Origin of the sequence: Burkholderia sp. SIMBA_062, assembly GCF_046534765.1 — a bacterium.
In the GTDB taxonomy this organism is placed as follows: Bacteria; Pseudomonadota; Gammaproteobacteria; order Burkholderiales; family Burkholderiaceae; genus Burkholderia; species Burkholderia ambifaria.
On the sequence record NZ_JAWRYD010000002.1, the window covers coordinates 346,608 to 359,580 of the forward strand.

General features: G+C 68.3%; 12 protein-coding genes. 9 read left to right on the forward strand and 3 right to left on the reverse strand.

All coding sequences use genetic code 11. The annotated features are described in order from the left end of the window. Positions 1-1,367 precede the first annotated feature (1,367 nt). From SB786_RS03250 to SB786_RS03260, 3 genes are all read left to right on the forward strand, one after another. The gene (locus tag SB786_RS03250; protein ID WP_410726154.1) at positions 1,368-2,846 is read left to right on the forward strand and encodes a benzaldehyde dehydrogenase; all 1,479 of its coding nucleotides are present in this window, start codon (positions 1,368-1,370) and stop codon (positions 2,844-2,846) included. Positions 2,847-2,860: 14 nt separating this feature from the next. After that, positions 2,861-3,988 carry an NAD(P)-dependent alcohol dehydrogenase gene (locus tag SB786_RS03255; RefSeq protein WP_410726155.1) on the forward strand — a complete coding sequence of 376 codons (1,128 nt, stop codon included), beginning with the start codon at positions 2,861-2,863 and terminating at the stop codon, positions 3,986-3,988. 166 nt (positions 3,989-4,154) lie between these two features. After that, positions 4,155-5,324, forward strand: a complete 1,170-nt coding sequence (locus SB786_RS03260) for a helix-turn-helix domain-containing protein (RefSeq protein ID WP_410726156.1) — start codon at positions 4,155-4,157, stop codon at positions 5,322-5,324. Positions 5,325-5,440: 116 nt separating this feature from the next. On the opposite strand, the gene SB786_RS03265 is transcribed toward SB786_RS03260, so the two are convergent. Both SB786_RS03265 and SB786_RS03270 read right to left on the reverse strand, forming a co-directional pair. Then, entirely contained in the window at positions 5,441-5,578 is a 138-nt protein-coding gene (locus tag SB786_RS03265) for a hypothetical protein (protein WP_410726157.1), read from the reverse strand. Positions 5,579-5,609: 31 nt separating this feature from the next. After that, positions 5,610-6,794: a sugar transporter gene (locus SB786_RS03270; protein ID WP_410726158.1), complete on the reverse strand. Its 1,185-nt coding sequence runs from the start codon at positions 6,792-6,794 to the stop codon at positions 5,610-5,612. 193 nt (positions 6,795-6,987) lie between these two features. Here SB786_RS03270 and SB786_RS03275 point away from each other — a divergent pair, with 193 nt between their 5' ends. Next, on the forward strand, positions 6,988-7,662 hold the full coding sequence (locus tag SB786_RS03275) for an HAD family hydrolase (protein WP_006753754.1): 675 nt from the start codon (positions 6,988-6,990) through the stop codon (positions 7,660-7,662). A gap of 120 nt (positions 7,663-7,782) precedes the next feature. Here the strand turns inward: SB786_RS03275 and SB786_RS03280 are convergent, their stop codons facing one another. Continuing rightward, positions 7,783-8,025 (reverse strand): DUF6566 family protein, encoded by a 243-nt coding sequence (locus SB786_RS03280; protein ID WP_410726159.1) that lies wholly within the window; start codon positions 8,023-8,025, stop codon positions 7,783-7,785. A gap of 200 nt (positions 8,026-8,225) precedes the next feature. Here SB786_RS03280 and SB786_RS03285 point away from each other — a divergent pair, with 200 nt between their 5' ends. From SB786_RS03285 to SB786_RS03305, 5 genes are read left to right on the forward strand one after another with little or no spacing between them, the layout of a single operon-like run. Continuing rightward, complete coding sequence (locus SB786_RS03285; RefSeq protein ID WP_410726160.1) at positions 8,226-8,921, forward strand: MgtC/SapB family protein; 696 nt, start codon at positions 8,226-8,228, stop codon at positions 8,919-8,921. After that, positions 8,918-9,256 (forward strand): hypothetical protein, encoded by a 339-nt coding sequence (locus SB786_RS03290; RefSeq protein WP_410726161.1) that lies wholly within the window; start codon positions 8,918-8,920, stop codon positions 9,254-9,256. The genes SB786_RS03285 and SB786_RS03290 overlap by 4 nt, the downstream gene beginning before the upstream one ends. Beyond that, positions 9,253-11,472 (forward strand): VTT domain-containing protein, encoded by a 2,220-nt coding sequence (locus tag SB786_RS03295; protein ID WP_410726162.1) that lies wholly within the window; start codon positions 9,253-9,255, stop codon positions 11,470-11,472. The genes SB786_RS03290 and SB786_RS03295 overlap by 4 nt, the downstream gene beginning before the upstream one ends. Beyond that, complete coding sequence (locus SB786_RS03300; protein ID WP_410726163.1) at positions 11,463-12,272, forward strand: endonuclease/exonuclease/phosphatase family protein; 810 nt, start codon at positions 11,463-11,465, stop codon at positions 12,270-12,272. Before SB786_RS03295 ends, SB786_RS03300 begins: the two co-directional genes overlap by 10 nt. Before the next feature lie 12 nt (positions 12,273-12,284). Continuing rightward, positions 12,285-12,773: a phage protein NinX family protein gene (locus tag SB786_RS03305; RefSeq protein ID WP_410726164.1), complete on the forward strand. Its 489-nt coding sequence runs from the start codon at positions 12,285-12,287 to the stop codon at positions 12,771-12,773. Positions 12,774-12,973 lie beyond the last annotated feature (200 nt).

Sequence of the window (12,973 nt, forward strand, 5' to 3'; positions counted from 1 at the left end):
TTGCTCCGCCGCGCTTACACCGCCCAAAAATAACAAAAAGATAGACGCTGCAACGATTGTTTTTATTGCGATCATGATCAAAATTACTCTTTGGTTTAGGAGAATCCGTGCGGCCTCAGCAAAGACGAAGGGCCGAAAGTCGGTAACAATATTCCTTACAGGAACCATTTTTATTCCCTATGAAAGGCTCTGCAATCGACCAGTTTTCGTACACCGCACTCCTTCGCCGCATAGGAGAGCCTCTATTTTCTTTCAAAGTTTAGAAGTTTCTATCAACTTTGAAAGGCGATTCTACATCGGTGTTTTCCATAATACAGACATGACAAATTCAGTGCGCCGTCGCACCGACACCTGGTGTTTATCGCAACACTCATTTATTGCCGGCCGACTGGCCAGACGCTGCGCCTCAGCTATCGAAAGCGTCTCGCAATCACTTCCTCCCCCGAAGCTTTGACGCTTACCATTGAGTGGCCGTTATGAACGTCGCACCTGTCATCGAAGTATCGCTAATGCCAGTGACTGCTCGGGATCGGTAACGGCCCCCAGCAGAGGCCGATCAACTTGTGACGTAGGATTGCCAGTGATCGCGCTACTCTATACGCAGGCTGCGAGGGGGAGTCATCATGATCGAATTGCTGGAGCCCTTCTCTCGCCAAATGGCGGAAGACCTTCTCTCAGTCTTTCCGACCTGAAGGGGCCATCTATCTATTGTCGCCGACGCTGGTGAGAACTACTTCAATGTTCGGGTGCCGGCGCTCGCAGCATCGAAAGGTGGCCCCTTAGAGGTTTCGTCCTTATACAACGGCGAGGTGACGGTTTTCTACGCAACAACCCATCGGCATTTTTTCTCCGTTCTGGGTAATGCTGACGAGGCTGCTGGTGCAGCTGAGTCGCCATCGATGACGGGCTGGAAACCCAGACAGCCACGAGGCTTTTGACGCCCCCATGATGTATCTCGACCACGCAGATTTACACCCAAGTCGCGGTCCCGCTAATTCAACGGTTCAATCCGCTTTGCCAAGACGTCAAGGTCCGCTCCGGGTCGGTAACTTCCAACCCCAAGAAGCATGAGCCTAGGTCCGAGCCTGGTTCACGCGTTGAGCCATGTCAGGCACGACGCAAGTACCGCTGCACCAGCAATCCCGCCAGCGTCATCAGCCGGCGTGCCGCAACAACCCACGCAACGACTGTTCAGTTTCCGCACACATAACCACAACCGCACCACGCTCCGCGCAGCCCCGCCGGGTGGGAACAAACCCGTATAGCCCCGTTTCGCCGCCCCTGCCTACCCTCGCGCGCATGCCGGTCGACACCCAAGCGCCCAGCAACACCCGATCCGGCGGATCCGAATGTCCCCAGGAGCGTAAATGGATAGCAGCACCAGCACCACCACCGCACTGTTCGACGCCGACGTCTGGCGCGGCAAGACTTTCAACGGACGCTGGCACGCGAGCGCGCACGCCGCCGACGTGATCGAACCGGCGACCGGCACCTCGCTCGGCCGCATCGGCCTCGGCGACGGCGCCGCCATCGCAGAAGCAGCAGCAGCCGCGCATCGCGCGCAGCCCGCATGGTTCGGCCTGCCGTACGACGAGCGTGCGGCGGTCCTGCGTCGCGCGGCGGCCGTCGCCGAAACGCACTTCGACGCAATCGTCGACTGGCTCGTGCGCGAAAGCGGCTCGACGCGCGCGAAGGCGTCGTTCGAAACGTCGGTCACGATCAAGGCACTGCATGAAGCGGCCGGGTTGCCGTCGCGCGCGGCCGGCGAGGTGCTGCCGTCGGCGGCCGGCCGGCTGTCGCTCGCGCGTCGACGCCCGCGCGGCGTGGTCGGCGTGATCTCGCCGTTCAACTTCCCGCTGTACCTCGCGATTCGCGCGGTCGCGCCGGCGCTCGCGCTCGGTAACGCCGTCGTGCTGAAGCCCGATCCACGTACCGCCGTGTGCGGCGGCATCGCGATCGCGCGCGTGTTCGAGCTCGCCGGCTTGCCGGCAGGCGTGCTGCACGTGCTGCCCGGCGACGGCGCGGCCGGTGCCGCGCTGGTCGCCGATCCGCATGTCGCGATGATCCAGTTCACCGGCTCCACCGCGGCCGGGCGCAAGGTCGGCGAAGCAGCCGGCCGCCATCTGAAGAAGGTGTCGCTGGAACTCGGCGGCAAGAATTCGCTGATCGTGCTCGACGATGCCGATCTCGACCGCGCGGTCGCGAACACCGCATGGGGCGCGTATCTGCATCAAGGCCAGATCTGCATGGCAACCGGCCGCGTGCTCGTGCAGCGCGCGATTCACGACCGCTTCGTCGCGAAGCTCGTCGAGAAGGCGCAAAGCCTGCGTGTCGGCGATCCGGCCACCGGCGACGTCGGCCTCGGCCCGCTGATCAACGCCGCGCAACGCGACCATGCGGCGCGCGTGGTCGACGCGGCTCGTCGCGCCGGCGCACGCGTCGAGACGGGCGGCGGCCATCGCGACCTGTTCTTCGAGCCGACCGTGCTGAGCGGCGTCGCGCCGGGCAATCCGGCGTTCGACGAGGAAATCTTCGGGCCGGTCGCGATCGTCGTGCCGTTCGACACCGACGAAGACGCGATCGCCCTCGCGAACCGGACCGAATACGGGCTGTCGATGGCGATCCTGTCCGCCGACGTCGGCCGTGCGCTCCGGATCGGCGAGCGGCTGAATACCGGGCTACTGCACATCAACGACCAAACGGTCAACGACGAAGCGATCAACCCGTTCGGCGGCGTCGGCGCATCGGGCAACGGCTCGAGCATCGGCGGTGCGGCAAACTGGGAAGAATTCACGCAGTGGCAGTGGCTGACGATCAAGGGCGAAGCGCCGCTGTATCCGATTTGACGAGGAAACCGACCATGTATACCGAAAACGATACACGCGCCGTCACCGCGGCCGTCGCCCGCGCCGCCGGCGCGCCCTTCTCGATCGAACCGGCCCGGATCCGCGCGCCGCGCGGCGACGAGGTGCTGGTGCGCGTCGTCGCGACGGGCCTGTGCCACACCGACTTGATCGTGCGCGACCAGTACTATCCGGTGCCGCTGCCGGCCGTGCTCGGTCATGAAGGCGCCGGCGTGGTCGAGGCCGTCGGCCCGAACGTGACAACACTCGCCGCAGGCGATCACGTCGTGCTCACCTACGGCGCGTGCGGCCACTGCGCGTCGTGCGTCGGCGGTCACGGCGCGTATTGCCGGCAGTTCTTCGCGCTGAACTTCGGCGGTGCCGATGCCGACGGACAGACGGCGATCCGCGACGCAGCCGGCCAACCGCTGCACGATCATTTCTTCGCACAGTCGTCGTTCGCGAGCTACGCGCTCGCGCGCGAGAACAACGCGATCAAAGTGCCGAAGGAAGCGCCGCTCGAACTGCTTGGCCCGCTCGGCTGCGGCATCCAGACCGGCGCGGGCGCGGTGATCAATTCGCTCGCGGTACGCACGGGCAGCAGCTTCGCGAGCTTCGGCGCGGGCGCGGTCGGCATGAGCGCCGTGATGGCCGCGCGCATCGCCGGCGCGACGACCATCATCGCCGTCGACATCGTGCCGTCGCGGCTCGCGCTGGCGCTGGAGCTCGGCGCGACGCACGCGATCAACAGCAAGGAAGTCGACGTCGCCGACGCGATCCGCGAGATCACCGGCGGCGGCGTCGACTACGCGCTCGAATCGACCGGGCTGCCGGCCGTGCTGTCGCAAGGGATCGAAGCGCTCGGCTCGCGTGGCACGATGGGCGTGGTCGGCGCGCCGAAGCTCGGCACGAAGGCCGAATTCGACGTGAACAGCCTGCTGCTCGGCGGCCACACGATCCGGGGGATCGTCGAAGGCGACAGCGTGCCGCAGACGTTCATTCCGCAACTCGTGCAGCTGCATCTGCAAGGCCGGTTTCCCTTCGACCGGCTGGTGAAGTTCTATCCGCTCGAGCAGATCAACGAGGCCGCCGAGGACAGCAGCAGCGGCATCACGCTCAAACCGATCCTGCGGTTGCCGCATTGAGCGTGGGGTGCCGGCGGCGGCACCCGACGCCAATCGGCGGCACGCTGCGTGCGCCCTTGCACGGCATGAAGATACCCCGCTTCGGGCACCGGGCTATATTACGCATTCGCGCGACTCGCCGGCCGGAATGCCCGGCCCGGCCATTCGACCCACATGGAGCGCATGTGTGAATACAGCCCCTGAATCTCCTGCACGGCTGGTCGACCTCGACCGGCTCCGAGCCCGGTTCGCGGCGGGCGAGCCGCTGCCCGAAACGGCGTTGCCGGCCAGCGTCGCGCGCTCGTGGCTGCGTTCGCGCGACGCCGGGCTGCGGCCATGGCAAAACGCCCGCTATGAGATGCAGCGCGAGCCCGACGAATCGCGCGCGGACCGGCGGCTCTACCGTTGCGTCGCGCAGGAGATCGAGCCGCTGTGGGCCGCGTTCGGCGGCCGCGAGTGGACGATCTTCTGCGTCAATCCGCGCGGCACGATCGTGCATGCGCGGCGCAGCCCGCAATGCGACGACGCGCTGCTGACGCCGATCGTCGCCGGCCGCCGGATCGTCGAACCGAACATCGGCACGACCGCGCCGAGCTGCGTGATTCACGACGGCGCCGAGGCCGTCGTCGCGGGCGCCCAGCACTATCTCGACGAGTTTTCGCGGGTATTCTGCCTCGCGGTGCCGCTGGTCGGCCTCGACGGCGAAGTGATCGGCGCGCTCGACATCACCGGCATCGGCCGGCGCAACGTCGGGCAGCTGCGCGAGCAGTTCCGGCACGCGGCGTTGTCCGCCGAGCAGCGGCTGTATGCGATGTTGCGCGACTGCCATCTGCTGCAGGTCCAGTACGATCCGCGCTGGCTCGGCACGCCGCTCGCCGGCGTCATCGCGCTCGACGGAGCGGGCCGCGTGCGCGCGGTGAGCCGGCTTGCCCGGCAGATGCTCGATCTCGCGCCCGCAGGGCCGGTCGCGCCGTACGACCTCCGGCAACTGTTTCCCGGCGCGACGCCCGCGCAACAGCGTCGTTTGCTGACACCGGCGCGCACGCCGCAGCGAATCGCGCGCGACGATGGTAGCCACGTATGGGTGCGCACGCTGCGCGCGCCGCTCGATCGGGCGACGATGGCGCGCCACGCCGATGTGCTCGAAGACGCCGCCGATGTGTGCACCGCGGCGCCAGCCGCCAGCCCGCAGGCAAGCTTGCACGAACAGTCGCTCGGAGCAATCCGCCGCGCGCTCGACGAACACGACGGCAATGTGTCGGCGGCCGCGCGGCAACTCGGCATTTCACGTACGACGCTGTACGCGAAGCTCAGGCGGCTCGAAGCTGCGGGGATCGGGACCGACGGGCTGCATTGACGCGGCGTAGAACGTGCGGCCGTACGGCGTGCGATGATAAGCATGAAACGATGGCGGCCATGCCATCGCCGTGCCCGATTCCTTGCGAACCCGATCGCCGCCGTCGCATCCCCCGGTCAGAATGCGTAATTGACCGACACCAGCGTGACGAGCGGCTCCAGCGTGATCTTCGCGACGCTCTTGACCACGGCACCGTCCGGCAGCCGAGTGCACAAATTGGCTTTCGTCCCGAACGACGTATCGAACCCGTTCACGCGATCGCCGGCGCGACGGTGAATCGGCCCGCTACGCCACCGCCCGCCGCTCATGCAGCCGCAACGCGGCCCACGCGATCCCGGCCGAGAAGATCCCCACGACCCCGCCGAACGTGCCGATCCACGGCAGCCCGAACGCGCCGGCGATATGGTTGCCGAGCAGCGCGCCCGCGCCGATCCCGACGTTGTACAGCCCGGAAAAGATCGACACGGCGAGATCGGTCGCGTCGGGCGCCAGCTTCAGCACCCACGCCTGCATCGCGAGACCGAAGCAGACGATCGCGCCGCCCCACACCAGCGTGTGAACGGACAGCGTGACGATGTTCAGCGCGCTCGGGAACAGGATCAGCAAACAGGCCGACAACGCGATGATCGACGCGAGCAGGAATTCCGCCGGCCGCTCCGGAAACACGCGATTGAAGCAGAGCGCGGCCGGCACGCCCGCGACGCCGAACAGGATCAGCACGTAGGTAATCCGGCTGCTGCTCGCATGATTGACGCTCTGCACGAACGGCTCGATGTACGTATACGACGTGAAGTGCGCGGAGATCACCAGCACGGTGATCGCGTACAGCGACACCAGCGCCGGCTTGCGCAGGAACGTGCCGATGCTCGCGAGCGAACCGGCGCCCTGGCTGGGGAGCGTCGGCAGCGTCATGCGCAGCGCCAGCAACGCGACGGCCGCCGCGCCGCCGATCACGAGGAACGTGACGCGCCAGCCGAGCGCCTCGCCGATCACGCGCCCGAGCGGAATGCCGGCGACCATCGCGGTCGCCGTGCCCATCGCGAGCAGGCCGAGCGCGCGGCTTTTGCGGTCGCTCGGCGCGAGCCGCACGGCCAGCGGGACGGAAATCGACCAGAACACCGCATGCGCGCATGCGATGCCGAGCCGGCCGAGCATCAGCACCGTGAAATTCCACGCGACGCCGGTGACGACATGGCTGCCGATGAACACCAGCAGCGCGCAGCTCAGCAGCTTGCGGCGCTCGACGTGACGCGTGACGAACGTCAACGGCAGCGACACGACGGCGACGGCCCACGCGTAGATCGTCAGCATCAGGCCGACGGCGGTCGGCTGCATCTGCAGGCTGTCGCCGATCGCGCTCAGCAGCGCGACGGGCACGAATTCGGTGGTGTTGAAAATGAAGGCAGTGAGTGCCAGGGCCAGAACGCCCCACCACGACTGTTCGGAACTGACGGCGTCCGGAGTTGCCATACGGGAATTCGACGAAGGTTGTGGCGCGGGCGGCCGGCCCGGCGCATCGGCGCGATTGTACCAGCGGCGCTTCGCACGCCGCTGCCGGCCGCGATGCGCGAACACGGCAATGACACGGCCATGCGCCGATAATGGGTCGAATCCGCTTTCCCCCTAACGAATCGCCCAAACGCCATCGGGCAAGGAGCTTCACATGCGCATTGAAACGTCATTTCTGTTCGATCTCGACGGCACGCTCGTCGACAGCGTCTATCAGCACGTGCTCGCGTGGAAGGAGGCGCTCGATGCCGAGGGCATCGAACTGTCGGTGTGGCGCATCCACCGCAAGATCGGGATGAGCGGTGGCCTGTTCCTGAACCAGCTGCTGCGCGAGACGGCCGGCGACATCGACGCCGAGCGCGTCGAGCGGCTCGCGCGGCTGCATGCAGCCGCGTACCAGCGGCTGCGCGCACAGGTCCGGCCGTTGCCGGGCGCACGCGAGCTGCTGGCCGCGCTGACGAATGCCGGCATTCGCTGGGCGATCGCGACCAGCGGGCGGATGGAAACCGCCGCGATCAATCTGGAGGCGCTCGGCGTCGATCCGGCGAAGAACGTGGTCGTCACGCGCGACCAGGTCAAGTATGCGAAGCCGGATCCCGACCTGTTCCTGACCGCCGCCGCGAAACTGAACGTGCCGATCGAACATACGGTCGTGGTCGGCGACAGCATCTGGGACATGCTCGCCGCGAGCCGCTGCCGGGCGCTCGGCGTCGGGCTGCTGTCGGGTGGTTACGGCAGCGACGAGCTTGAACGCGCAGGGGCGCTGCGCGTGTATGACGACCCGGCCGATCTGCTGTGGCATCTGGATGAGATCGCGGCGCGGCCGTAATGCCTGAATCGTCCGCCTGACCCGCATCGTCCGGATCTCCGCGATCGCCTTCCCCGGCTTCGCTCCCGTCGGGCACGCGACTCCATGCCGGAGGCGCGTGCCAACACCATGCCGGTGGGATCAGTCGTCATCGACGCGCTTGTCGACCAGATAGCGCCCGCGCTCGACGCCCGCCCGCAGCGCCTCGTCCTCGGTCAGCCACTCGGGGCCGACCGGCTCGGGTACGTACACCTCGATGCGCGCGCCGTCGACATACACCTGCACCTCGTCGTCCCACGCGCCACGCGCGTTGCGGCGCGCCCATACGCGAATCTCGTGGCCCCGGTACGGGTCGCAAACCTGTGCGTCGTGTTGATGTTGCATCCTGGCCCCCTGTACTTATCTGCGATGGAGATGCAAAAAATGCGCGCCGCATGATCGCCGCGCGCGCCGTCGGCCCCGCGCGCACGCGGCATGCCCGGTACCGGCCGATCCGGCACGGGGCTTGCGTCCCTATTGGACAGCAAACCGGGCATCGAACCGGTATTGAACCGCTCCAGTACGCCAAACAAAAGGAGGCCACGATGATCGGCCATATCGAACTCCTCGGACGCCTGCTGCTCGCCGCGCTGCTCGGCAGCGTGATCGGACTCGAACGCGAGCGGCTCAACTGGGCCGCCGGCTTGCGCACGCACATGCTGGTATGCGTCGGCTCGGCACTCGTGATGCTCGTCTCCACGTTCGGCTTCGAAGACGTGCACGGCCAGAGCGGCGTCGTGCTCGACCCGTCACGGGTCGCCGCGCAGGTGGTATCGGGCATCGGCTTTCTCGGTGCCGGCTCGATCCTGCTGCGCGGCGAAGTCGTGCGCGGGCTGACGACCGCCGCGAGCCTGTGGGCGGTGGCCGGTGTCGGTCTAGCGGTCGGCGGCGGCATGTACGTTGCATCGCTCGGCGCGACCGTGATCGTGCTGGTAATCCTGGCGGGCGTGAAGCCGCTCGAGCGCCGCTTCATCAAGCAGCGGCAGCAGCGCACGCTGCGGCTCGTCGTCCAGCGCGGCGGCCTGACGCTCGGCACGCTGCACGACACGCTCGGCACCGGCCGCGTGCGCGTGAAGCGATTCATCGTCCAGCAGTCGGACGACGATCCGGACACCGACGACATCTCGGTGTCGTTCTCGCGTACGAGCGGCGCGGAATTTGCGGCGATCTGCGCGGCGCTGCAAGGCATCGCCGGCGTGCGGACCTGCCACCCCGATACTTCTTCAAGGAGTTTTGCGTGATTCAGACCGACCTGCTCTCCTACCTCGTCACGAGCCAGTTGACGGCGCGCATGCGCGGCGGCGCGTGGCTGACGACCAGCCAGACGGTCGGCGCGCTGCGCGCGTGGCTCGTGTGCCATCACGCCGAATGCGGCTGGCTCGACCGGATCAGGATCGTCGACGCATCCGCCACGATTGCGCGAGGCATCTACGAGATCGCATGCGCGTACGGCGATCCGGACAGTGGCGAACGCATCCGGCTCGACGCCGATTCGCCGCAACTGCAGGCGCTGCGCGCGCGTTGCGACGCGCTGCTGCAACGCATCGACGGCGACCGGGACGTCGACACCCGATGATCGTGCCGGCACGCACGACGCTCGCCACCGTCGCGACGCCGCGCTCCGATGACGCGACAGCCGACCCGTCGCGCAGGGACGAGCCGCTGCGCCACGGGCTGCTCGAACGCGGGCGCAATTGCGACACGATCCGCCATGCGGACCGGTTCGCGATGCTGGTGGACGGCGACGCCTATTTCGCGACGCTGCGTGCCGCGCTGCTCCGCGCGCGCCATACGGTGTTCATCGTCGGCTGGGACGTCGACAGCCGGATGCACCTCCCGCCTGCCGACGCCGGCGACGCGTTGCCCGACACGCTCGCGGCATTTCTGCACGCCCTTGCGTCGTCGCGGCACAACCTGCGCATCTACGTGCTCGCGTGGGACTTCGCGATGATCTATGCGCTCGAGCGCGACTGGCCGCCCGTCTATCGCGCCGGGTGGCGCGCGCATCGCGGCATCCGGTTCCGGCTCGACGACACGCATCCGCGCGGCGCATCGCATCACCAGAAGCTCGTCGTGATCGACGACCGGCTCGCGTTCGTCGGCGGGCTCGACCTGACGCGCGCACGCTGGGATACGCCCGCGCACGCAGCCGACGATCCGCGCCGCCGCGACGCGCACGGGATGCCGTACGGGCCGTTTCACGACGTGCAGGCGATGTTCGACGGCGACGCGGCCGCCGCGATCGGCAAGCAGGTGCGCGTGCGCTGGTTCAATGCATGCGGGCGTCCGATCGCGATCCGCGCGCAGCGGCATCTCGATCGTGAGGAAGACGTCGATCCGTGGCCGCCCGACGCGCGCGTCGACCTGCGCGACGTGTGGCTCGGCATCGCCTACACGGCGCCGCGCCACCGCGACCGCGAGCCGGTGCGGCAGGTGTCCGCGCTCGTCGAGGACACGATTCGCGCCGCGCGCCGGCACCTGTATATCGAGAACCAGTATTTCACCGCGGCGGTGGTGCGCGAAACGCTGTCCGAGCGGCTCGCCGATCCGGATGGGCCCGACGTGACGGTCGTCGCGCCGCGCGTGCAGAGCGGCTGGCTGCAGGAAGCGACGATGGGCGTACTGCGCGCGCGGCTGCACGGTACGCTCAAGGCCGCCGACCGCTTCGACCGCTACCGGCTGCTGTATCCGCATGTCGACGGGCTCGGCGACGCCTGTGTGAACGTGCACAGCAAGGTCGCGATCGCCGACGACGAATGCATCGTGATCGGCAGCGCGAACCTGAACAACCGGTCGATGGTGCTCGACACCGAATGCTGCATCGCGCTCGTCGCGGCCGGCGAGCCGCGCGTCCGCACCGCGATTGCCGGCTTGCGCGACCGGCTGCTGGCCGAACATCTCGACACGACGCCGGCCGAGGTTGCCGCTGCGCTCGCGCATGACGAACGTCCGAATACCGTGCTCGACCGGTTGCGCGACAAGCCCGGCCGCACGCTGTGCACGCTCGAGCCGGCCGTGACGCCGCAACTCGACGCGCTGGTGCCGGTCAGCGCGCGGCTCGACCCCGAGCAGCCGATCGAGCCGGACCGCTTCGTCCGCGAGTTCGTGCCGCATGAGCAACACCGCTCGCTGACCGCCCGCTTCTTCGTGCTCGGCGCGGCCGTGCTGCTGGTCGCGGCGCTGGCGCTCGCGTGGCGCTTCTCGCCGCTCGGCAAGGAACTGAACATCGCATCGCTCGCGCGAGCGGCCGCTCACGCCGCGCAGTTGCCCGGCGCGCCCGCGCTGCTGCTGGCCGGCTACGTGGTCGCGGCAACGCTGTCGGTGCCGATCACGCTGCTGATCACCGTGACGGGCCTGGTGTTCGGCGCGTGGCCGGGCTTCGCGTATGCGGCGCTCGGCACGATGGGGGCCGCCGCCGCGACCTACGGGATCGGACGCTGGCTCGGGCGCGACGCGGTGCGCCGGCTCGCCGGCGCGCGCGCGAACCGGCTCAGCGAACACATCGGCCGGCGCGGCGTGGTCGCGATGGCCGTGCTGCGGCTGCTGCCGATCGCGCCGTTTACGATCGTGAACCTGGTGGCCGGCGCATCGCACATCGGCCTGCGCGACTATCTGGTCGGCACCGCGATCGGGATGCTGCCCGGGATCGTGCTGACCGTCACGTTCGCGCACCAGCTGACCGCCGCATTCAGCCATCCGGGGCCCGGCGCGTTCGCGTGGCTCGCGGCGATCGGCGCGGTGCTGGTCGGCGTATCGGTGCTGCTCGTCAGGGTGCTGCGACGATGGCGCTGAGCGTGCACCGGGCCCCGCCGCCGGACATCGTCACGTCCGACAGCCCGCCCGCCGCCGCGCCGGGCGGGCGCGACCTGCGGATCGCGACATACAACATCCGCGGCGGCTACGGCGCGTGGCATACGCGCGCGGCCGACCGCATCGCGCATGTGATCCACGAGCTCGACGCGGACGTGATCGCGCTCCAGGAAGTGCCGCTCGGCGGCACGCACGCGCCCGACGTGCTCGCGCATCTGCGCGACGCCACCGGCATGCATGCGGTGGCCGGCCCGACCATCGACACGCCCGAGCGCCGCTACGGCAATGCGGTGTTGTCGCGCTGCCCGGTTCGCGCGGCGCGCACGCTGGACCTGTCGTTTCACCAGCGGGAGCCGCGCGGCGCGCTCGATGCGGACATCGACTGCAGCGCGGGCACGATCCGCGTGGTCGCGACGCATCTCGGGCTGTCGGCGAGCGAGCGCAGCGCGCAGGTGCAGCGGCTGCTCGCCGCATTCGACACCGGCGCGATGCCGGTGATCCTGATGGGCGACATCAACGAATGGTTCGTGCGCGGCCGCGCGCTGCGGGCGCTCGTCACGCGGTTCCGGCGCGCGCCGGCGCCGCGCACGTTCCCGACGCTCTACCCGATGTTCTCGCTCGACCGGATCTGGATCCATCCCGGCGAGTGGCTGGTCGACGTGAACGTGCATCGCAGCGTGCGCGCGCGGCGTGCATCCGATCACTACCCGCTCGTCGCGCGCATGCGTGCAACGCCGGGCACGCCGCTTGCGCGACGAGCGGCCCTGCCTGATGAAACCTGACGGAGCTTGCCGATGCGAACCGACGAACTCGCCGGAACAGCCCTCGATTACTGGTGCGCGCGCGCATTGTGCGCGGATGATGAAGACACGCTGTGCTTCACGGCCGTCGACCCGAAGGTGATCCTGACCGGCGCGTGCGACGCGCTGCGCCGCCTCGACGCGCATTTCGCGCCATCGGCGTCGTGGGCCGATGCGGGCGCGGTGCTCGAGCGCGTGGCCGACCTGCGGATCGCGCGGCGCGACGACGGCGTCGAATGCGACGCCAGCTTCATCGACGGCCCGTCGACCTGTGCGGCGCGCTCGCCGGACGTGCGCACCGCACTGCTGCGCGCGTTCGTGCGTGCGCGCTTCGGCGACGAGGTCGACACTCCGCCGTCGTTCGCGCACCGGATCGAGCACGGGGCGGCGGTGCGCTACGACCCCGGCGTGCCGATTCCGGAAGCGGACGATGATCCGGCTACTGGAGACAGTTCGGAGATTCGATCGATTCCGCGCATGTGAGGGTGCGTTGCGTGGCGCAATCGGTTGCTTGCCGGTTGCCGCGACGATGCCACGCGTGCGCCGAGTTTTTCATCGGCCGCTCGACGCCATTGGCAAAAGTTTCACTCGGGCGGCCGCCTCCTCGATCACGCGACCCCGCGTAAAAGCGCCGACACCGCGCCCCAGGATGCAAAAAACGACCATCCGAGCCGCCGCGAATC

What these genes read in the sequence shown, in the direction of transcription:
- SB786_RS03250 (WP_410726154.1), top strand. Translation starts at nt 1,368, where the DNA reads ATGGATAGCAGCACCAGCACCACCACCGCACTGTTCGACGCCGACGTC.
- SB786_RS03255 (WP_410726155.1), top strand. Translation starts at nt 2,861, where the DNA reads ATGTATACCGAAAACGATACACGCGCCGTCACCGCGGCCGTCGCCCGC.
- SB786_RS03270 (WP_410726158.1), bottom strand. Translation starts at nt 6,794, where the DNA reads ATGGCAACTCCGGACGCCGTCAGTTCCGAACAGTCGTGGTGGGGCGTT.
- SB786_RS03275 (WP_006753754.1), top strand. Translation starts at nt 6,988, where the DNA reads ATGCGCATTGAAACGTCATTTCTGTTCGATCTCGACGGCACGCTCGTC.
- SB786_RS03280 (WP_410726159.1), bottom strand. Translation starts at nt 8,025, where the DNA reads ATGCAACATCAACACGACGCACAGGTTTGCGACCCGTACCGGGGCCAC.
- SB786_RS03285 (WP_410726160.1), top strand. Translation starts at nt 8,226, where the DNA reads ATGATCGGCCATATCGAACTCCTCGGACGCCTGCTGCTCGCCGCGCTG.
- SB786_RS03295 (WP_410726162.1), top strand. Translation starts at nt 9,253, where the DNA reads ATGATCGTGCCGGCACGCACGACGCTCGCCACCGTCGCGACGCCGCGC.
- SB786_RS03300 (WP_410726163.1), top strand. Translation starts at nt 11,463, where the DNA reads ATGGCGCTGAGCGTGCACCGGGCCCCGCCGCCGGACATCGTCACGTCC.
- SB786_RS03305 (WP_410726164.1), top strand. Translation starts at nt 12,285, where the DNA reads ATGCGAACCGACGAACTCGCCGGAACAGCCCTCGATTACTGGTGCGCG.